Raw genomic sequence first — 20,757 nt, forward strand, 5'->3', positions numbered from 1 at the left:
CTGTTATTAGAAAAGCGGAAACAGTTTATTCAAAACATATCTAAAACGATTAAAAATTTAACAGATGAAACAAAACATCAAAAACACATTGTACCGATTTGTGACAATGAGAGCTCCAGAACTTGTAGGAGACTTAGAAAAAGCATTAGGATTTACTCAGTTTCCTGAAAATGAAACAAGTGTATTTATTGATTCTGCTTCACAAGCAACTACAACTGAAGCTAAAAAATTAGCAATTGAAACAGCAATATCAGGCTATACAGTTAATTTTTCTTCAAAAAAAGATTTAGAAAATAATAACATTTATTTCTATCATTTTGCTATTTGGCTTACTGCTAACAGAACAAAATTTTCTTTAGAAGAAGTTACTGCTAGAATTAATGCGTTCTACGCTCCTAATAGTACCTATCCTGATATGACTCAAGTTTGGGATGATTTACACTACAATATTCTAACAAATGGTGATCCATATTTAAGAGATATGTTATTATCATGGTTAGTGGCAGATTTCTTCCTAAGACAACGTAATGCGGTTGATCAATCTGCGGAAGCATTGCAAAAATTAGCACAGGCTAGAGTAGTAATTGATAAATCTTTATTTACAAACGAAGTTGCTACGGCTCCTACTGACAAAGAAGCTCCGATTTCTGAAAAAACTTTGAAAAAAGAAATGGACGCATTCATGGCTCAGGAGAATGTAAAAGAGCTTAAAAAAATTGCTAAAGAAGTTCAAAAAGTAGCAAAAAAGTATAAAAGAGAAAATCAAGTAGCAAAAGATGCTTACCAAAAAACGTATGATCTAGATGTAAAAAATGCATATGCTGCCGCAACCATTGTGGAACGTGTAGTGACAGATCCTGATACGGGCGAAACTTCGGTAATAGAAGAATATCAAAACTTAACGATTCCACCGTACAACTTTCCAGAAGATGCTCAATTAGACAAAACCATTTTAGAAAGTAGATTGAGTGCAGAAGCCGCTAACTATGTTACAGATGTTGAAACAGAACATGGACTCTCAACTTTAAACGAAGTAAGCGAAGTTATTTCTGAAGAAATTCAGACGAATACAGCAGCAGCTTTTAGTAATGTTGATTTTGGAAGCACACAAGTAGTTACAGGTGGAATTTCTGTGCCAGTCTTTGATTCTTCAACACAACCTTTTGATTTTAGAGTTTGTTCTCGCGTTCCAATAGGAGGAACAATCCAATCTATTATAATGGTCGTACGAATGCCAAATTCTTCATACAATGTGGCCAATATGACGTATAATGTGGAATATGCAGACGCATCAAATAATACAGATGGATACTTTGAAGAAACAAAATCAGGAAACTCAATAGTATTAAGATTGTACAACAACGGAATTGACTTGGATAGTCCTACCACTGAGTTTTCAGGAACCATCACGTTTACCAATGGAGATTCGTATGATTTTGTAGTTCCTAACTTCGTAAAATCGAAATGTTATGTAGGGAAAATTAAGCCTGCTAACGGAAGCAGTACTACAACACCTACACAAGCGCCTGTAGCCTACGGAATTCAGCGCTTAGGAATTGCTGACTACCGTAAAGTAGAGCAAGAAGTATGTTGCTATGTGCCAGGAGAAGTTTCACACATTGAAAACATTATGGCACGTGAATATAAATCGAAAGATATAAAACGTACTCGTCGTCAAGAAACTACAGATACATTCTCTAACGAAACCGAACGAGAAAATCTTACAGAAACAACCTCAACGGATCGTTTTGAAATGAATCAAGAAATTTCTTCGATGAATGCACAAGATCAATCTGTGAGTGCAAATGTAGGTGTATACTGGGGAAATCCTGGTGGATTTGGTGGTAACGCAAGTGCAAGCTTTGCAAATAATACATCTTCAGAAGATTCCGAAACGCAAGCTATCACACATGCTAAAGAATTAACAGAAAGAGCTCTTGATAGAGTTGTTCAAAAAATCAGAGAAGAGCGTGTTACCAAGGTTGTAGAAGAATACGAAGAAAATACATCTCACGGATATGACAACCGTAAAGGAGACAAACACATTTCAGGTGTATATCGTTGGGTTGATAAAGTGTATAGAAACAAAATTCTAAACTACGGAAAACGATTGATGTATGAATTTATGGTTCCTGAACCAGCTTCTTTCCACGACTTAGCCATTCAGTTAAAAGACAATGCAGAAATTTTAGTAAAACCTGTAGATCCAAGAACTGCTTCTGGTAATTTGAATATGAAGGATTACGCTAGCATTGATGAAGAAAATTACAAACATTGGGCAGCTATTTACAATGCTGAAGTAACTGCAATGCCAACGGAAAACATTTCTATCACAAAATCGTACAGTAAAGATAATATGATTTCAAATTCAGGTCGATGGGCGCATGAAGCGTATGAAACTATTGAAATTCCTGAAAATTATAGAGCTTTTGAATATAACGGATATTTCACGGCTGAACACGGTCATTTTGAACATGGTCCAGTATATCCTAGAGCAGATGTAGTTATTGGAGGACAAGCACACACATTGTCGACAAGAGGTAAATTAGCTGTAGACGGTTTGTTCACAGGTCAAAATTTAATCAATTCCTTAGATTTATCAGTAACTTCATGGGATGTAGGTTCTTATGCTTTTAACTTACGTGTAGATTGTATGCTAATGTCTGCTGCAAAACAAGCGTGGCAAATGGAAACCTTCAACACCATTATTGAAGCGTATGAAGAGCGTTTAGCTGAATTTGAAGAAAAATATGCAGCTCAAAAAGAATCGCAAACGAAGTTTTTAGAAATAAATCCTGGATTCTATAGAGAAATTGAACGTACTGTATTGCGTAAAAACTGTATCTCTTACTTAGTCGGACAAGAAAATGTTGGAGAAGATATGATAGACAATAGAAATACACTTTCAGCTATCATTCCTAAATATACAAGTGCTGCTTTAGACCGTTATGCTGCAAAAGTAAAATTCTTTGAACAAGCTTTTGAATGGGATATCATGAGTTACAATTTCTATCCATTCTATTGGGCAAGTAAAGAAAAATGGGACGATTTATACCAAGTTCAAAACAATGATCCATTATTTAAAGCCTTCTTACAAAGTGGAATGGCACGCGTTATTATTACCGTGCGTCCAGGATTTGAAGAAATGGTCAACTGGTATTTAGCAACTGGTCAAATTTGGAATGGTGGGCAAGTACCTACACTTAACGATGACGAATTTGTATCTATTGTAGAGGAATTACGTAATCCAGAAAGTGAAGTTGAAGAAACATGGGAAACACGTGTGCCTACTTCCTTAACCGTAATTCAGGCTGGAGCCATTGGTTTAGATGTGGAAGGATTGCCATGTGATACCGATTGTGACGATTGGTTACAGTTTGACTCTGACGGAAATCCTGTTTTAGATGAAGATGGCAACCCAGTTTCTACCAATCCAATTTCACAAAGTGACGAATTGATTGGTGGTGGCGAAGGCGTTGGAAGCGAAACGGTAAATCCAATCATAGTACAATAACCCTTAATTAATCATAGATTTTTATAGAAAAAGTCGTCCCGAACTAGCTTCGGGACCGCTTTTCTAATGTCAAAATTTGACGGGAATCTATTTAAAAAAATAAAAATCATGTATGTATACGAATACGGATTATCAAACTTTACTGAACATTACAAACCATATGGTCATGTAACAGTATTTAACGATATCTATGAAGTTCTTAAAAGAAATGATCTAGGTAATATCGCAGGCTATGGACTCTACGTTAAAGTTGTTTTAAATGAATACGATGATAATGCAGCAACGGCTTTCTCATATGGAGATAGCAACTATAAAATAATTCGTGCTAGAGTTTTTGAAGAATACTTAAAATATATAGATCCATATGAAGAAGTTGGGCAACGAATAGTATATAATTTTGAATACGGTGGAGTTATTAGTCAAGATCTTGGAGAAGTGCCTATAGTGTCTTACAAAGGAGAATACTATGCATTAATTGATGTCAATAGAGGTCAAGAAGCAGTCATTATTGCTACCGATAAAAAAAATAGAGCTGAAGGTGATGAAATTATTGAAAATGATGCTGAAACCATAAAGCAAATAAAACAAGATGTTGCTAAAAGAAAGAAACTAGAGCCTATTTTCAGAGATTTGGAAGAAGATCTAATTGAAGCAAATGTTTCCGTGGTTATGATGATTTCAAATGACGGAGCAAAACTAGAAAGGGCATTTCAAACAGTCACTAATTTACTACCAAATGAAATGGTCATCTTCGTTGAAAATGATGATGGTTTCAATTTTACAGGTTCGGTTTTTAGAGTACGTTCTGGAAGTGCAATCTCTAAAGATTCAAAACTTCCTTTTCGATTGATTGCAAAGCTTTGTAAACTCTACAATATTGATATTTCTAAAAGAAAAATAGTTGAACTTCTAAAAGATCATGTTACGGAGAAAAATGAAGAAACTGGTTATTTTGTAAAAGCAGGTTTTGAACTTATAAAACTAGGTTCAAAAATTGCGCTTGGTAGTATTGCATATGTTTTTGATAGTCTTACAGAAGGTATCAATTTCTTTAGAATTGACGATACTAATTCTTGGAAAAGGTATGATAAAGATGGAAACTTAAATCAATCGTACGATCCGCTTCTTCCTGGATACGGACTTATTAAAACATTGCAAAAATTGGTGGACGATGAAAAAGTTTTAAAGAAAAACGAAATACCAAAAAGTCAAGTCAAAGATAAAAAAGAAGCACAGAAAAATTTACAAAAAAGTATTAACAAAGAATCGCTATCATCACTTGAGGGCGGAATAACCAAATCGCAAGAAGATTTGAGAGAAAGCGTTGATAATTTAAAAGTTTCTTCGCTCATAAAATATGCAAAAAAGAAACTTCAAGGTGTTTTCAAATTTTTAGCTGAAGTAAAAGTTTTAATCAAGAAAGTGGTAAAAATCATTTTAAATGGTTTAGAGAAAATTTTTATTTACTGCAATGCCTTTATCATTGGTTTATACAATAGTTTAATTGATGCTGTTACAGGCATATTACAACTAATCAGTATGATTTGTAAAGGTGTCAATGCTTTAGTAGAAGCAGGATCTGAAATTCTTCAAAATCCAGGAACTTATTTTAGCTTGTTCTTAGAATTATTTGAAAATGCAATGGAAACTATTTTTAAATTCTTCTCACCAACAAATGTATTTGCCTTTATGCGCTTCTTGTATGAAATTGTAAAATTCTACATATTTCCAAAGCCTACAAAAGAAAACAAAGAGTTTGTAGAAGGAATCATTGACAAAGCAAAGGAAAAGTACAATGCTGCTAAGAAGAAAGTCTCTGAAATTGATTTAAATATTAGTATTAGCTTCGATGTATTGGGATATGGAATTGGATACTTTGTCGGTTTCATACTTTCTGAAGTAGTACTTGCTATAGCTACAGGCGGAGCAAAAACTGTTGGTACAGCCTTACAAGTAACAGCCAAAGGATATTTATCTATCATTAAAGGAATTGGAAAATTACCGAAGCTTGTTGGGAAAGGTGTTGTTAAGTCAATAAAATTCTCTTTTGATTTTGTCATTAAATTCATGGCATACCTAAGAAATTTTGTAACCAAGCTTCCACAATTACTAAAAAAACTAGCCAACTGGTTCAATGAAGTGTCAGCAGTTGCAAAGAATTTCTTAGATGAAGCATTTAAAAAATTATTCCCAAGTAAAGCAAGTAGAAAAGCTATTGAAGATGCAGGTTTTGCTCCTTCAAAAGTTAATGCTGCTGGAGATGCCATAACCTTTTGTCCTATAAAATAAAATATCATGAGAAAACTATTAAAATTTCTCATGTATCCATGGGAAGAAAAGAAAAAAAGAAAGCAAAAATTACAAGAACTATTAAAGTTAACAGGATTCAAATTAATTAAAGATTCTTCAATTACGTTAACTTGTTTTGTTAAAGCTAATATAAAGAATGGAAAATTAGATCTTTATGATGACAATCATATTCTACTTCATAAAGGAATTACTGAAGAAAAAGCAGTAAAACTAATGGAGAAATATAAAAAGGCTGCAAAACAAGAAAAAAAAAGTTTAAGACAATATATTGATGATTTAATTTTAAAAAATAAATTTGATGATATTAAATTAAATTATTTAAAAACTAGAAAATCTTTTTTAGCAAAGTACAATACAGAATCTAAACTTAATCAAATATGGCGTAAACGTATAAAAAATAGAAGATTAATACATTTAAAAAAGTTTTACTATGAACTTATAAAAAAACATCCAACATTAGCTGGCAAGAATTTTGCTCAGTTTAACACAAAAATTTTTAAGAACGGAAAATTAACAGATGAAATTGTTGAATTTTCTAATTCAGGACCAAAAACTATAAAAGGTTTTATTAACAGAATTACAGATAAAGATTTTCTTCAAAAAGTCAAAAGTTTAGATGGCAAATCAAGAAAAAATGATAGTGAAATTAAATACATATATCATTTTTTAAAAAACCATTTACAAAAAGGAGATTATTTTATAATAGAAACAACTAATATAATGACAGCATGCTCATCATGTAGAAGAGAAATTTTAATATTAAAAGAGATTTTAGGAGATAAAGTAAGAATAATAGTGAATGCAAGAGATGAAATGCAAACTGTAGATGATGTTATTAAATTTTTAAAATAAAAGAATATGACAATACAATATTTAAATAAACTAAAAAATAGAAATACAATATTAGGTTGGAAAAATGAAGGATTATCTATAGAAGAAATAGTTTCCTTAGAGGAAAAATTTAATAATGGAAATTCATTCCCTAGAATCTATAGAGAATATCTTTTTATAGCAGGAAAGCACTGTGGAATTGCTATTGATCAAGGTTTAGGTTTTGATTGGTTACAAAAAACTTCTAAAGATATTTTATTAGAATATAAACAAACAATTAATAGGCCTATTTTTATATTTGATCAATTAGATGGATGTGAACAATTTGGTTTTTTCTTTTTAGATGATGAAAAAGACAACCCTAATATTTATATATGCAACCCATTTGAACACATAGAAGAAGGAGAACCATTATATTATCCTTATAATCAAAAAACTTTTTCTGAATTTATTTCTTTCCTAATGGATAGTGCTGATTCATGGGACAAATACAGAAATAAGTAAATAATTATAAGAGAAAATTGCACTTGCAATTTTTGAAAATAAAAAACCCAACTTATTAAAAGTTGGGTTTTTTAATAATTTATAAATTAATTTCTAACTAAATTTAGTTATGTATAATGATTAAGCAACTATGAAACTAATACATAAAAAAATAGAACAACTATTTGATGGCTTAGAAGATAAACTTCATGAAGTTGCAAATTTTAAAGTTAAAGGAAATAAAGATCATAGAAATATAAATATTTGGACAATTATTAGAAGTAAATTTAAAAATTTAGAACCTATAATTGGACAAAATAATTTTATGAAAATTGTTGAAGATCTAGAAGTCAATGTAAATACTAAAACGTTTATTTCGTATGTATCAAAAAATTCAGGATTAGATTTATTTTTTACTATAATAGAAAATGATCTGTTTATCTTTTCTTTGGGTGAAAAACAACCTGCCAGATATCAACTTTTTTTAGAAGCTGTATACACTTTAGAAAATTAAATAAAAAAATAACCCAACTTATTAAAAGTTGGGTTTTCTAATTATCTATAAATCTTATAATCCTACAGTCCAGAATCTAACTACAAGCAATCTTCTCAACTCTATTCTGATGTCTTCCACCTTCAAATTCACTGTCTAAACAGTATTATTTTTATAAGTCTTATTGATGGATCAAATAAACTTTCTCATACAATTTTATAAATGCTGACACGAGTTGGAAACTCGCGCTAGCTAGGATTTACTTCATAAAGGTGTTACTGATGATGAAGCTACTAAGTTGATGGCTAAGTATAGTGATGAAGCAAAAGCTAAAGGAATACCTACAAAGCAATATTTGGATGATTTAGTTGAAGCTAGGAGTCTAAGAAAGTCTGCTTACAAAAAATGGATCGCTAAATTTAAACAAAAATTCCATAAACATTTTGATGGTGAAATTGACACAACTTATTTGCCAGATGGAGTAACAGTATCAAATGAACGAATGGTTGGTGCTCATAATCATGAAATGATAGGTATAAATTTTGATATTGGTATTATTAGAGATCCTTTAGACGAAGTCTTCGAGAATTTACCTAGAGATATTCCTTTTAGAGCTAATGTAAGTATGGTTAAAAACGGTAAAACTTATAAAAAAACAGCTACTTCTTCTTTTTTTCCTTTAGATTGGGATATTACTAGAGTAAAAAAAGAAATAGCGTTTGTATACGAACAAATGTTAAAAAGTGGTAAACAATATCATCCAAAAGCAGTCGTTGATAAATTTACTCACATGAACAGTGAAGGCACTTTTAAGATTCTAATTGAAGTTGATAAATCAGGTAATTTTGTTAATGCTTATCCAAAAATATAAATATATAATTATGAAATTTAAGAAAAAAAACATATCTGCAGATTATGATCCTAATCCAATTTATGACTATGGAGTAGATTTAGATAGTATTAAAAATGAAAATGAATTCGCTTTACAAGGTTTAGACTGGGATGGATGGACATCAAAAGAGATAGAAAAAATAATAAATAACTCTAATAAATTAATAATAAACGAAGAATATAATTATGAAGTTGAAGGAAGTGATTTCTTAATTATTATAAAAAAAGAAAAAGTTAATATGTGGGCAAGAGGAAGTAAAACACCAGATATTACTTGGACTTTTGAAAGATTTATTTCTTTTATGGAAGATTTCAAATCGTTTCTAAAACAAAATAAAAAATAAACCAAAAAACGCCAACTCTAAACAAGCTGGCGTTTTCTAATTATTTATAAATCTTACTATCTAAAAATCTAACTACAAGCTATCTTTGCTACTCTACGTTGGTGTCTTCCTCCTTCAAATTCAGTATCTAAAAAAGTATCTACCATAGCAATGGCTTGTGGTATCGATGTAAAACGCGCAGGAATACTCAAAATATTTGCGTTATTATGTTCCCTGGCTAACGCTACAATCTCTTTGGTCCAACAAAGCGCCGCACGTACTTTTTGATGCTTATTAGCCGTCATTGCGGCACCATTTCCACTTCCGCAAATAATAATTCCAAACGGAATCTTTCCATGTTCTACATCTGAAGCTACTGGATGCACAAAATCTGGATAATCTACACTATCATTTGTATTGGTTCCGTAGTTTTGAACCGTATAACCTTTCGCTTCCAAATGCGCTACAATGGCATTTTTATAATCAGTTCCGGCATGATCGTTCCCGATAGAAATATGTTTCATCAATTTAAATTTTTTAGAGTTGTGTTTGTTGAAAACAAAGGTATGAATAGACTTGTGAACAACCGAAAAAAGTCAGTGTTAATTTCATTTTACAATAACTTAACAATGAGCTTATTAAAACCTACCTCCAATTGTTGATATCTCGTAGCTAAAAACTAAGAACAAAATTTTGTGACTTCAATAAATTTTACAATACAGACAAAAATCTAGTCTTTCCAATTTATTTAGCACTTCTTTTTAGAAAAGTTTTCAAGAATCGTTTTCTTGATTGTTAACAAAAAATTACCAACTTTTTATCAAAAAAATACTGTGTACAAAGGTTGTTAATAACTGTTGATAACCTAGCTAACAAATCTTAAAATGAACACTTTATACTTTTCATAAACTGTTAATCAAATTCAATAACAAACAAATCCTATCAAAAGCCAAAAAAGTTTTGCTACCTATTCACAAGCTATAATAACCATCATTATTTTTTTTAAATTTATAAAAGAAAGAAATATATATATTATTAATGTTTATAACATTTCTGTAAAATTGATTTTCAAAAATTAAAAACTGTCGTGTTTCAAATACTTCGTATGTGTCACATTGAGCACAGTAGAAATGTAGAATGCAATCTAAATTTAAAATTATTTAATAGTATCACTTTCGCAAAAGAAAAAAGAAGGTAAGCATGTTGCTCAGTTTGAAGCGTCTTCGAAAGCATACAAGCTAATCGTTTTTAAATAGCTATTAGGAAGCGTATGCGTATGCAAGGTAAGATGTGTTGATTTTAAAAATAGAAGTGCTGAGCAAAGCTTAAAATGCTTCAATAATCTTTCAATCCTTCAATCTTTCAATTCTTTAATCTTTAAATCTTTCAATTTTTTTAAATCAAACATCACACAATCCTCAAATGTGATTGCTTCGTATTAAAATCTTCTAAAATTTGTTGTGCTATGTCAACATCGTTTTTATGAACTTTCAATGAAATTCCGCCAATAGCATTCGAATAAAACGGAAAAACACTCAACATCATTTCGTTTTCAAACACATACGTAATTCCTTTCTGATCTAACACAATACGCAAAATTGCATATTCAAAATGATATGTAAAAGTAGCTATGGTCACAAAATTTGTCATACAACGAAAAATAAAATCAAAAAAATACTTACATCTCTGTAATCAAATAAAATACAATAACTTAAAAATAAGAAGATTAGTTTAAATAATACGTATCTACAGCTGCATTTTTAATAGAATCCTTTTGGATATCTACAGCTCTAGTATCGTGTTCTTTTTTGAGTGAAGAATTAATATAACTACCAAACGAGAGAATCCCGATCACGAAGATCGCTAAAAATAACAGGATAACTTTATATACTCGTTTCATAAAATAGTAGTTAAAAACTAACAGGACTTTCTATATAGACGAAAGAAAATCCAAAATGTTACACTTTTGTTTAAGATTTCTTTAACTTTTTCAAAATTAGACATAATTTGCTAAAGTATTGACTCTAAACGGTTGAGAAATTGACTCATTTAAAAAAAAAGTTAAAAAAAGAATTCAAAAGTTAAATTTTTATGAAATACACTCACGTGAAGAAACTACAAATTGCAAGGCTTTCGGAAGTATTTTTGCTGTAAATCCTCCAGTTCCAATCAATTCGCCATCTGCTTGTACAAATACATCCGTTGCTGAAGTTGTAATCGTAATTTCATCCGTTTTAAATGTTTCTACTTGTGTATGTTTTGTAATAGAACCGTTAAACAAACCAACGACATTTCGAAGTAATTTGAACAAAGAAAAATGTTTTGCCACCGAAACATCAAACAATCCATCATCAGGTTGTACACTTTCTGTCAATTGCATACCGCCACCTGAATACTGACAAATGCCAACAATTGTTAACAATGATTTTGTCGTTAATTTTCTTTTAGCACTTTCAATAACAAACTCTGTAGAAGTATAACTTGCCAAACTCAATATGGTAGAAATTAAAAAAGAAGCAGCGCCTAAAAATTTCAAGCCTTCATTTCGTTTGACCACATACCCATCAAATCCTAAACCAGCTACATTATTAAAAAACAGTTTCTTATCAGAATTCAACAAAGAAATCGTTCCAATATCTTGAAAAACAGTATGTTCAGTTTTAATAATTGCAACAGCTTTCTGAATATCTTTTGGAATTTTATACGTTTTTACCCAGTCATTTCCAGTTCCAGAAGGAATCACAGCCAATTTCAATGCTGTTTTCGGAACCAAATCTTGTTGCATCAAACCATTTACAATATGATGCAAAGTTCCATCGCCGCCAACACTTACAAACTTTCGATAGCCTTGTTCCAAAGCTTCTAGGACCAATTCATATTCATGTTGAGGTTTCTCCGTAAATGCAAATGCAAACGCAATACGTTGTTTTGTAAATTCATTTGCAATCTTCTTCCATTTTCGCTTTCCTGAAAAACTTCCCGAAGCAGGATTTACAATCAAAAACCAAGTTTCTTTACACATACATAACAGCAATTTAAAGTGTTGCAAAATACAAATTGTAAAATATTTATATCTTTGCAACAGAATTTTTACTGCTTCTCTCCTATTCGTTGTGTACAAAACGAAAAAATAATTTCAAAAAACACAACATTCCTGACATAATTAATTTGTACTTTTCAATGAATTTATACAAACTATTAATTTTTCAAGAAATAGAAAAAAACGATAGATACATTCTAAAAGTAAAAAATGATAAAAGCAATTTCGGTATGCTTTTTTCTAAACAATCAATAAATAGTAACAATAAGTACCGAACAACATACACGAAAAGCGTGTAAAACAGAAATGATAAAATGACAAGAAAGAAAAAAAAGAAATCGCACAAAATACCAAACTTAACAGACGCGATTCTTCAAATATTTAAAAAATCTTCCAACAAAATATTTAACTACAAACAAATTGCAGCAAAGCTTGAGATCAATGATACCAGCGGAAGAAATCAAATCATAAAAACGATTAAAAAGCTCAAAGCAAAACAAAAGATTGAAGAAGTTGAGCGTGGAAAATACAAAGTAGTTGGTGCCACAGAATACTTTACAGGTATTATTGACATTACAACACGCGGACAAGGATATGTAATTTGCGAAGAATTTGAAGAAGATATCTTTGTACCAAATAACAAACTCAACAAAGCTTTAGATGGCGATGAAGTTGAAATATATGTGTACAAACGCAGAAAAAATAACAGACCTGAAGGCGAAATTACAAACATCGTAAAACGTGCAAAAACAGAATTTGTCGGTGTCTTACAAATGCAGAAAAACTTTGCGTTTGTGGTGGTTTCCAATCAAAAAATGTACACAGATATCTTTGTACCAAAAAACAAAATTAACTTTGCGCAAGACGGCGACAAAGTAGTCGTCGAAATTGAAGATTGGCCAGCACGAGCCGATTCTCCTTTTGGAATCATCAAACAAGTACTTGGAAAACCAGGCGAACACAATACGGAAATTCATTCCATCTTAGCAGAATATGGATTACCATACGAATTTCCAGCACATGTAGAAAAATTTGCAAACAAACTCGATACATCTATTCAAGAAGATGAAATCAAAAAACGTCGTGACATGCGCGATGTGCTTACGTATACGATTGATCCAAAAAATGCCAAAGATTTTGATGATGCATTATCATTTCAAACACTTGAAAATGGTAACTACGAAATCGGAATTCACATTGCAGATGTTTCACACTATGTAAAACCTGGAAGTATCTTAGATGAAGAAGCGTATGATCGTGCTACTTCAGTCTATTTAGTTGATCGTGTAGTACCGATGTTACCAGAAATACTGTCCAATGGCGCGTGTTCCTTACGTCCAAATGAAGAAAAATATACCTTCTCGGCAGTCTTTGAAATTAACAACAAAGCAGAAGTACTAAACGAATGGTTTGGTCGTACCGTAACCTATTCTGACAAACGATTTGCCTATGAAGAAGCTCAAGTAATCATAGAAACCAAAAGCAATGAAATTCCTGCTGATATCTCACTCACAGGAAAAGAGTACAAAGTAGACGAAGCCATTGTAGAAGCGACTTTAAAACTCGATGAATTGGCAAAAATCATGCGCGCAAAACGTATGCGTCAAGGTGCCATTTCGTTTGACAAAGTAGAAGTTCGGTTCAACCTCGATGAAAATAGCAATCCAGAAGGTGTCTATTTCAAAACACAAAAAGATGCTAACAAGCTCATTGAAGAATTTATGTTACTAGCCAACCGAAAAGTGGCGGCATTCATTGGAAAACAAGAGCCAGAAAAAACATTTGTATATCGTATTCATGACGAACCAGATGTAGAAAAATTGGCAAATCTGCAAAACATCATTTCTCGATTTGGGTATTCATTAAATCTAAAATCAAGAAAAACGACCACAAATTCCTTAAATCAATTACTAGAAGATGTCAAAGGAAAAGGCGAGCAAAACATGGTAGATACGCTGGCAATTCGAAGCATGAGCAAAGCAAAATATACCACAAATAACATTGGCCACTACGGTTTAGCGTTTGATTATTATTCGCACTTTACCTCACCAATTCGTCGTTATCCAGATGTCATGGTGCACAGACTCTTACAACACTATTTAGATGGCGGAAAATCGGCAAATTCGGAAGAATACGAGTCAAAATGTGAACACTCATCCAACATGGAAGGTTTGGCAGCAAGTGCGGAGCGCGATTCTATCAAGTACATGCAAATCAAATTCATGCAAGATCATAAAGATGAAGAATTTGTCGGCGTGATCTCTGGTGTTACCGAATGGGGAATCTACGTGGAAATCATTGCTAACAAATGTGAAGGAATGGTACGCATTCGCGAAATAAAAGACGATTATTACACTTTTGATGAAAAGCAATATGCGTTGGTTGGAGAAGTAACTAAAAACATCTATCAATTGGGAGATGAAGTAGTTGTAAAAGTAAAAAATACAGACTTAGTCAAACGTCACTTAGATTTCAATCTCATTGGAAAACGTGTTGAGGTAGAAGCATAACAGTTTACATATCAACAAATATTTGGGCGTTCCCACAACAAAAAATGCACACTATTTCGGTGTGCATTTTTTGTTGTGGTCAGGCTATCCGCACTTGCTTTTGCGGTTTGTCATTCCTGCCTGCGCAGGAATCCAAACCACAAAGAGCTCAAACAAATGCTCCTATCCTTAACGCGAAGTAAAAACAGTATTGAGAAGTAAGTATTCAGTCATACTATATTTTCAACTCAAAAAAACACTTCTCACTTCTCAATACTAATTTCTCATTACTATGAACTATGTAACAAATTCAGAAAAAAATATACTAACTGCATACATCTAAAAACAACCATCAAAAATAAATATACTATGATATTTACAACAACCAACAACTTCGAAAACAAAGAAATCATTGAATATCTAGGTTTAGTTACTGGAATGACCTACAATGTCAACTACAGTTACAAAGGCGTTTCGTTCAAAGACATGTTTAACATGAAAAAATACTACGCACAAATAGAAACTGCTATCGAAGCTGTAAAAGAAACAACCTTTCAAAAACTAAAAGAAAATGCCGAAAAATTAGGCGCAGATGCCGTTGTAGGAATCAATGTTGATATGGAAATAAGTTCAGGTGGTGCTGTACTGGTAAGCATCACTGGAACGGCAGTAAAAACGCAGCATAAGCGCAATTCTTAAAAAATAAAAAGTAAGGTAAAACCATAGTTTAAATTGTAAGAATAATTTTATAATTGTTCTCTTAAAGTAAATAACAATATTTTATGAGAATACTTATAAAAATTTGTTGTGTTTGTTGGTTACTAGTAGCGTGTCACAATGATGATATTGATACTACAAAGAATATACTAGCAGAAACACCACAAAAAGTACAAATTAAAAAAGGAACGGAAGTTTCCAAAAAAGCTATTGAGTACATCAAACAGAAAACCAATAATACATTTTCCATAACAACTCAGAAAAATAGCGTAAAATTAGCTACAGTTTCGTTTCTCTCCAAAAATACGCCATTAGGAATCATTGATACAAGTAAAGAAATCGTTGTCATCAATGAAACAAATACAAAACATACATTCAAAATAATTGATCCAAACGATACAAATGTTGTCATCAATTTAATTATCGTAGAAACTGAAAATACGATCTATGAATACTTTCTAAAATATTCATTTAACGGTTCAATTCCTTACAATGATGAAGGCACAGCTGTTGATTTCTCAAGATTTAATGGAACTATTGAAACCTTTGATGCGGATGGTAACGCTATAGGAAGTATTACGGTTAGTGAAGGAATAGTTACGGATGATCAAGGACAATTTGCCCCATGTCCAGATGAACCTGTAGATGATACTTCCAACACAAACGACGAACCTTCAGGTGGAACAACAAGTAGTTCCAGTACAAGTGCAGGAATTCCTGGTAGTGATACGAATGGTACAGACACTTCAACTGATAATACAGGAAATGGTGGTTGGTTTGCAAGTTCAGACAATGACGATTGTGGCTTGCGTTGGAGTTATGCCGATTGTGGTTGTGGAATACAATATGCAAATGGACATAGCCCTAGCGGTCATGCTTGCTGTAATGGAAGTGCACTTGTAGTAACTGACTGCAATGGGATTCACGTAGCTCAACGAAATGTTTCAAACAGTTCATTATATGTCAAAAGAAATCCAACAGATCCGTGTGATGATGGTGATGTTGGTGTCATTTTAACGGATGACGAATTATGTAATATGGATATTGGAAGCTTCAATACATATTACAGTTCAAAATCTCCTTTCAATGTAGATTTAAGCGAAATTAGAATTCCATGTGATAGCATTACTTTACCAACCAATGAAAACAAAAAATTCTTATGTATTTACAATAAACTTACACAATTACCAGCCTTTAAAAACTTATTTACCAATACCTTTGGCGAAAGCATGGAAGCAAATGTTACCTTTAAGCTAGAAGATTTGCCAGATGATAAAGCAGGAAGAAATGAAGCTGATGTTGGAAATGTAAGAAATCAGGTTATAGTACTTAATAAAAATCATTTTAGTGGAGATAAGCATCCATTAACCAACGCACAAACCATAATTCATGAATGCGTACATGCATATTTAAAAGTAAAAGCCTATGAATGCAGTTCGGGAACTTCAGTAGTTGGATTAAATAATCAAGAATTGGATGAACTCTTAAACCAATTTGATTATGGTTGTTTAAGCACAGCCGTAAATGAACATTCATTAATGTTTGATATCTTAGTACCTTATATGCAACAAATTCTGAATGATATACAACCAGATTTAGTGGCTACTGAAGATCAAAGCTATTTTTATAATTTTTATTGGGATGTCAGTTCCGATGAACCAGAACAATGGCATTGGGAAAATGAACAAGATGCTCAAGGAAATTTATTAGAAGGTTGTTTATTTTACATGACTTTAAGCGGATTAGAACAAGCAAATGCCTTCAATCAAGAAATAACTTCGGATGAAAGACATGAATTTTTATTTAATAAATATAATACACTCATAAATAATGAAGGAGATTATCAAGAACCTTTTAATTTTGATACTTGTAATGAATAATTAATATAATTCTAAAATAAATGAAACATTTTCACATATTAATTCTATTTCTTTTATTTTCTATAAACGGATACGCGTGTAAATGCTTTACCTCTCCGATACACTATAAATTTACACAAGCTGATTTTGTAGGGAAAATTATTGTCAAAAAAATATACACTAATAAAGGAAGAGAACGCTATTATAAAGCTGATATTGAAATCAAAGAATTATACAAAGGAAACGAAACAAAATCAATATACATACACGGGAACAATGGAAGAGATTTTAATGATTCTTGTGATATCTTTATTGACGAAGGACAAGAAGTATTGGTATATCTCAAAAAGCATGATAATGGAAGCTATTATCTTGAAACATGTTCAGAGCCAATTTTTCTAAATAAAGCTGATACTATTGAATTCATAAAAAAACGAAACCATAAAAAAATACAAATATTACGTGCCTTAAAATCAAAAAATATAGACTTTACCAATACAATTAAATTTTCAGCTAAAGATTTAGACATATTTTTAAGAAGTTATAGAGGAATTGAGTTAAATACTGATTTTGCCATTTATGAAGTTACGTTCAAAGAAAATTTAAAAGTGAAATGTGTACAAAAAGTGAGAGGATTTCAACATAGAATAGATCGGAAAATAAAGAAATTCTTAAAACATACAGAATGGGCTAGTCGCTACAAAGGTGAACGAAATAGCACTCCCAATAACTCAAAATATTTGGTAATTATATATTATGGAAAAAGTAAAAAGAATAGTAAAGGATATTTATCAGATTTTTTTAGATAAATTAAATTTTGATGCTTGAAATAAGATAAACAACTATGAAATCATTTATCATCATATTTTTTATCGGATTTAGTCAATTAACAATGTCTCAAAGCTTAGAAGACTTTAGCCAACAAGATACGCTATACTACTATTTCAAACATAAAAAAAATGAGTACACATATAAAGGAGATTTGAGACTGTATCAAGCTCCAGATTTATATGGAAAAAAATATGAAGTGAAATTCGGAAAATTAAACAATGATTATTATTGGTTCATGTATTTAACTAAAAGAAAAGAGTCAGATACTATAATTAAGAATACTCCAATTGTAAGAAAATGTAATTTTTTAAAGAAACGTAAGAAAGAAATATTAACACATCGTTTATTACGAAAGCTTTCTAAAGAAGAAAGAAGAAAGTTTTACAACCAAAACTTTAACAAAGTAATTTATTTAATAGATAGAAAAAAAAATCAAGACGATAAGATTTTCTTATATAGAGTAGATTGGAATATTAATTACTTCAAAAAACAATGAAAAATAATTACATATTACTACTATTACTTTTATTCTCAACAACAGGATTTACCTGCTCTTACATGACTTTGCCTCTGAATCAAAAGTTACCAGAAAAGTGAATGGTAAGAAAAAAAGAGGACTAAAAGATCGTAAGAAAAGATTTAATAAAGCAAAAGATTCCATAACTTGTATAGAATAATATTATGATGAAAACGATTAAATTTAAAAGATATACTCTAGTTATTGCATCGATATTTTTAGTAATTATAAGTTCTTCTTTTAATTATAAAAATGGAGATTCAGTTGAAGTAAATATACTAGGAATGTGGGTCTCTAATGATGATAATCTATGGAAAATAGAGTTTTTAGAGAATAATATAAGAAAAGATTATTACGAAGGAGTACTAGAAGACACATATACATATTCTCTAACAAATACTTGTGATACTAATACTTCGTTCTCAAATGATTTATTTCTAAAAACTATTGATTCAGATTCAGATATTACATGTGATGTTTTTAATGGTATTCATGTAGGTAATAATGGAATTACAACGTTATCAATCACGTCAGAAAAAGGTAGTCTAAACTTATTCACGAGAATTCAATAAACTAACGAGTTATTAAACCAATTTGATTATGGTTGTTTAAGCACAGCCTTTAGATAAATGATATAAACATAAAATAACAAAAAAGCCCAATTTTCAACAAATCGGGCTTTTCTACTATTTACTATTTTCCAGAATTCAATAAAATTTAAATAAAAACTGTAACAAACCGTTTTCTTTATGCTCTTTATCAACAAACACTAAAACATTCATCATGAAAAATATCATCACGTTCATTTTCTGCCTTATCACAGTGGCAGCTTTTGCGCAAGAACCGTTAGAAAAGCAAGTAGGCGACTTCAACGAAGTAAAAGTTTTTGACCTTATCGAAATCAACCTCATCAAATCTGACGAAAACAAAGTTGTCATTACAGGAGCCGATGTTGACGATGTAGAAATTGTTAACAAGAAAGGAAAACTAAAAATACGTATGAAATTCGATCGTAGTTTCGACGGAAATCAAACCTTTGTAGAAGTATATTATACAAATATCAGTGTGATTGATGCCAATGAAGGTGCCGAAATCGTTGCCAACGAAACGATGACAGTTCCGTTTCTAAGACTAAAAGCACAAGAAGGCGGAAAAATAAATGTAGGTTTAGAAGTTGACAATCTAGAAGTACGCGCAGTTACTGGCGGAATTATCAATACATCAGGAAAAGCAAAAATTCAAGAAGTTACCCTAAACACTGGCGGAATTTATGAAGGCGAAAAACTCAGCACCGAACAAACAAAAGTAAAAGTAAGTGCAGGTGGCGAAGCTTCTATAAATGCTTCCGTATTAGCTGAAGCCAAAGTAAGAGCTGGCGGATATATAGAAATATATGGCGATCCAAAAACGATAAAAAAAGACAAACTCTTCGGAGGAAAAATAAAAGTAAAATAACAATTACAGCACATCATCAATCAAACAAAAACGTCCAAGCTACCATTTGGACGTTTTTTCGTTTCATATATTTCAAGAGCAATACAAAATAAATCATATTACTTTTAGTACTTTTGTTTCATGTTTGATGGCTTACTATATGCGGTACTTTACGGATTCATACTTGCTTTTGCAGTAGGTCCAGTATTCTTTATCATCATTGAAACCAGTATCACAAAAGGTTTCAGAAGCGCACTAACCTTTGACTTAGGCGCCATCTTTGCCGATATTGTTTTCATTGTCTTTGCTTATTACAGTACAAGTAGAATTCTAGACAAAATAAAAGATGATCCAAACCTAATCATTTTTGGAGGACTCATACTCTGCGTCTTTGGCGTCATATCGTACATAAAAACATCAAAATCATTTCGGCAAATTGTCCGTGAACATTACAGTGTAGATACCAAAAAAAATCTCCTAGGATTATTCATTAAAGGCTTTCTGCTCAACTTTATCAACTTTGGTGTCTTAGCAGGTTGGATAGGCGTTATCGTCATGGCAAATGCACTTACAACTACCTCAGAAGGTGTTATAGCATTTCTTGCAACCGTTTTAATAAGTATGTTAATTACGGACGTAGCAAAAATTTTACTTGCAAAAAAATTAAAAAGCAAAATGACACCACGTTTTATCTTCAAAACGAAAAAATGGGTCAGTATTCTCATCATCGTATTTGGTGCAGCAATGATATTTCAAGGTGTATTTCCGACACTAAAATTCTAAATCGTTTAAAAAAGAAAACATATAAACACAAAAAAACCTTCTGATATTCAGAAGGTTTTGTTTTTTGTAGAGGCGTCGAGCGGATTCGAACCGCTGTACAAGGTTTTGCAGACCTCTGCCTAGCCACTCGGCCACGACGCCATTATTGATGCAAATTTAACCAAATTTACATTTTATGCAACAAAAAAGAAACATTAAATACCCATAATGTTACAGATGAAAATCTAACATTTTTTTAATTC

The 20,757-nt window shown here is 31.5% G+C and carries 19 protein-coding genes and 1 tRNA gene; 15 read left to right on the forward strand and 5 right to left on the reverse strand.

The features are described from left to right. Positions 1 to 64 precede the first annotated feature (64 nt). The 7 genes from AA089_RS24150 (at position 65) to AA089_RS02130 (ending at position 8,866) form a co-directional block, all read left to right on the forward strand. A complete protein-coding gene (locus AA089_RS24150; RefSeq protein WP_053002164.1) occupies positions 65 to 3,514 on the forward strand; it encodes a hypothetical protein in 3,450 nt (1,149 codons plus the stop codon). A 108-nt stretch (positions 3,515 to 3,622) separates the two neighbouring features. Further along, a complete protein-coding gene (locus tag AA089_RS02105) occupies positions 3,623 to 5,803 on the forward strand; it encodes a hypothetical protein (protein ID WP_156168863.1) in 2,181 nt (726 codons plus the stop codon). A 6-nt stretch (positions 5,804 to 5,809) separates the two neighbouring features. After that, positions 5,810 to 6,676: a hypothetical protein gene (locus AA089_RS02110; RefSeq protein ID WP_046755255.1), complete on the forward strand. Its 867-nt coding sequence runs from the start codon at positions 5,810 to 5,812 to the stop codon at positions 6,674 to 6,676. 6 nt (positions 6,677 to 6,682) lie between these two features. Beyond that, entirely contained in the window at positions 6,683 to 7,159 is a 477-nt protein-coding gene (locus AA089_RS02115) for an SMI1/KNR4 family protein (RefSeq protein WP_046755256.1), read from the forward strand. A gap of 130 nt (positions 7,160 to 7,289) precedes the next feature. Continuing rightward, a complete protein-coding gene (locus tag AA089_RS02120; protein WP_046755257.1) occupies positions 7,290 to 7,652 on the forward strand; it encodes a hypothetical protein in 363 nt (120 codons plus the stop codon). A gap of 280 nt (positions 7,653 to 7,932) precedes the next feature. Then, positions 7,933 to 8,502, forward strand: coding sequence for a hypothetical protein (locus AA089_RS25525; protein ID WP_156168864.1), 570 nt, complete (start codon positions 7,933 to 7,935; stop codon positions 8,500 to 8,502). A 10-nt stretch (positions 8,503 to 8,512) separates the two neighbouring features. Further along, complete coding sequence (locus AA089_RS02130; protein WP_156168865.1) at positions 8,513 to 8,866, forward strand: hypothetical protein; 354 nt, start codon at positions 8,513 to 8,515, stop codon at positions 8,864 to 8,866. 68 nt (positions 8,867 to 8,934) lie between these two features. Here the strand turns inward: AA089_RS02130 and rpiB are convergent, their stop codons facing one another. From rpiB to AA089_RS02145, 4 genes are all read right to left on the reverse strand, one after another. Further along, on the reverse strand, positions 8,935 to 9,369 hold the full coding sequence (rpiB, locus tag AA089_RS02135; RefSeq protein WP_046755259.1) for a ribose 5-phosphate isomerase B: 435 nt from the start codon (positions 9,367 to 9,369) through the stop codon (positions 8,935 to 8,937). Between the two features lie 883 nt (positions 9,370 to 10,252). Beyond that, a complete protein-coding gene (locus AA089_RS02140; protein WP_046755260.1) occupies positions 10,253 to 10,495 on the reverse strand; it encodes a putative signal transducing protein in 243 nt (80 codons plus the stop codon). Between the two features lie 76 nt (positions 10,496 to 10,571). Then, complete coding sequence (locus tag AA089_RS24490; RefSeq protein WP_156168866.1) at positions 10,572 to 10,745, reverse strand: hypothetical protein; 174 nt, start codon at positions 10,743 to 10,745, stop codon at positions 10,572 to 10,574. 189 nt (positions 10,746 to 10,934) lie between these two features. After that, positions 10,935 to 11,867, reverse strand: coding sequence for a diacylglycerol/lipid kinase family protein (locus AA089_RS02145; protein ID WP_046755261.1), 933 nt, complete (start codon positions 11,865 to 11,867; stop codon positions 10,935 to 10,937). Positions 11,868 to 12,199: 332 nt separating this feature from the next. On the opposite strand from AA089_RS02145, the gene rnr reads away from it, so the two are divergent. The 8 genes from rnr (at position 12,200) to AA089_RS02190 (ending at position 20,515) form a co-directional block, all read left to right on the forward strand. Further along, positions 12,200 to 14,395, forward strand: a complete 2,196-nt coding sequence (rnr, locus tag AA089_RS02155; RefSeq protein ID WP_046755263.1) for a ribonuclease R — start codon at positions 12,200 to 12,202, stop codon at positions 14,393 to 14,395. Between the two features lie 348 nt (positions 14,396 to 14,743). After that, positions 14,744 to 15,073, forward strand: coding sequence for a YbjQ family protein (locus AA089_RS02160; RefSeq protein ID WP_046755264.1), 330 nt, complete (start codon positions 14,744 to 14,746; stop codon positions 15,071 to 15,073). A gap of 83 nt (positions 15,074 to 15,156) precedes the next feature. Then, positions 15,157 to 16,971: a hypothetical protein gene (locus AA089_RS02165; RefSeq protein ID WP_046755265.1), complete on the forward strand. Its 1,815-nt coding sequence runs from the start codon at positions 15,157 to 15,159 to the stop codon at positions 16,969 to 16,971. A gap of 20 nt (positions 16,972 to 16,991) precedes the next feature. After that, positions 16,992 to 17,759 (forward strand): hypothetical protein, encoded by a 768-nt coding sequence (locus AA089_RS02170; RefSeq protein ID WP_046755266.1) that lies wholly within the window; start codon positions 16,992 to 16,994, stop codon positions 17,757 to 17,759. 35 nt (positions 17,760 to 17,794) lie between these two features. Beyond that, a complete protein-coding gene (locus AA089_RS02175; protein WP_046755267.1) occupies positions 17,795 to 18,277 on the forward strand; it encodes a hypothetical protein in 483 nt (160 codons plus the stop codon). Positions 18,278 to 18,582: 305 nt separating this feature from the next. After that, a complete protein-coding gene (locus AA089_RS02180; RefSeq protein ID WP_156168867.1) occupies positions 18,583 to 18,870 on the forward strand; it encodes a hypothetical protein in 288 nt (95 codons plus the stop codon). A gap of 211 nt (positions 18,871 to 19,081) precedes the next feature. Further along, complete coding sequence (locus AA089_RS02185; RefSeq protein WP_046755269.1) at positions 19,082 to 19,753, forward strand: head GIN domain-containing protein; 672 nt, start codon at positions 19,082 to 19,084, stop codon at positions 19,751 to 19,753. Positions 19,754 to 19,873: 120 nt separating this feature from the next. Further along, the gene (locus tag AA089_RS02190; RefSeq protein ID WP_046755270.1) at positions 19,874 to 20,515 is read left to right on the forward strand and encodes a LysE family translocator; all 642 of its coding nucleotides are present in this window, start codon (positions 19,874 to 19,876) and stop codon (positions 20,513 to 20,515) included. A gap of 70 nt (positions 20,516 to 20,585) precedes the next feature. Here AA089_RS02190 and AA089_RS02195 read toward each other — a convergent pair. After that, positions 20,586 to 20,656, reverse strand: a tRNA-Cys gene (locus tag AA089_RS02195). Between the last annotated feature and the right edge of the window lie 101 nt (positions 20,657 to 20,757).

This window comes from Kordia jejudonensis (genome assembly GCF_001005315.1).
In the GTDB taxonomy this organism is placed as follows: domain Bacteria; phylum Bacteroidota; class Bacteroidia; order Flavobacteriales; family Flavobacteriaceae; genus Kordia; species Kordia jejudonensis.

Bases quoted from the DNA above. Each gene is read 5' to 3' on its own strand.
- AA089_RS02185 (WP_046755269.1), top strand. From the start codon at position 19,082: ATGAAAAATATCATCACGTTCATTTTCTGCCTTATCACAGTGGCAGCT.
- AA089_RS02105 (WP_156168863.1), top strand. From the start codon at position 3,623: ATGTATGTATACGAATACGGATTATCAAACTTTACTGAACATTACAAA.
- AA089_RS24490 (WP_156168866.1), bottom strand. From the start codon at position 10,745: ATGAAACGAGTATATAAAGTTATCCTGTTATTTTTAGCGATCTTCGTG.
- AA089_RS02115 (WP_046755256.1), top strand. From the start codon at position 6,683: ATGACAATACAATATTTAAATAAACTAAAAAATAGAAATACAATATTA.
- AA089_RS02170 (WP_046755266.1), top strand. From the start codon at position 16,992: ATGAAACATTTTCACATATTAATTCTATTTCTTTTATTTTCTATAAAC.
- AA089_RS02175 (WP_046755267.1), top strand. From the start codon at position 17,795: ATGAAATCATTTATCATCATATTTTTTATCGGATTTAGTCAATTAACA.
- AA089_RS24150 (WP_053002164.1), top strand. From the start codon at position 65: ATGAAACAAAACATCAAAAACACATTGTACCGATTTGTGACAATGAGA.
- AA089_RS02180 (WP_156168867.1), top strand. From the start codon at position 18,583: ATGTGGGTCTCTAATGATGATAATCTATGGAAAATAGAGTTTTTAGAG.
- AA089_RS02145 (WP_046755261.1), bottom strand. From the start codon at position 11,867: ATGTGTAAAGAAACTTGGTTTTTGATTGTAAATCCTGCTTCGGGAAGT.
- rpiB (WP_046755259.1), bottom strand. From the start codon at position 9,369: ATGAAACATATTTCTATCGGGAACGATCATGCCGGAACTGATTATAAA.
- rnr (WP_046755263.1), top strand. From the start codon at position 12,200: ATGACAAGAAAGAAAAAAAAGAAATCGCACAAAATACCAAACTTAACA.
- AA089_RS02165 (WP_046755265.1), top strand. From the start codon at position 15,157: ATGAGAATACTTATAAAAATTTGTTGTGTTTGTTGGTTACTAGTAGCG.
- AA089_RS02120 (WP_046755257.1), top strand. From the start codon at position 7,290: ATGAAACTAATACATAAAAAAATAGAACAACTATTTGATGGCTTAGAA.
- AA089_RS02140 (WP_046755260.1), bottom strand. From the start codon at position 10,495: ATGACAAATTTTGTGACCATAGCTACTTTTACATATCATTTTGAATAT.
- AA089_RS25525 (WP_156168864.1), top strand. From the start codon at position 7,933: ATGGCTAAGTATAGTGATGAAGCAAAAGCTAAAGGAATACCTACAAAG.
- AA089_RS02130 (WP_156168865.1), top strand. From the start codon at position 8,513: ATGAAATTTAAGAAAAAAAACATATCTGCAGATTATGATCCTAATCCA.
- AA089_RS02110 (WP_046755255.1), top strand. From the start codon at position 5,810: ATGAGAAAACTATTAAAATTTCTCATGTATCCATGGGAAGAAAAGAAA.
- AA089_RS02190 (WP_046755270.1), top strand. From the start codon at position 19,874: ATGTTTGATGGCTTACTATATGCGGTACTTTACGGATTCATACTTGCT.
- AA089_RS02160 (WP_046755264.1), top strand. From the start codon at position 14,744: ATGATATTTACAACAACCAACAACTTCGAAAACAAAGAAATCATTGAA.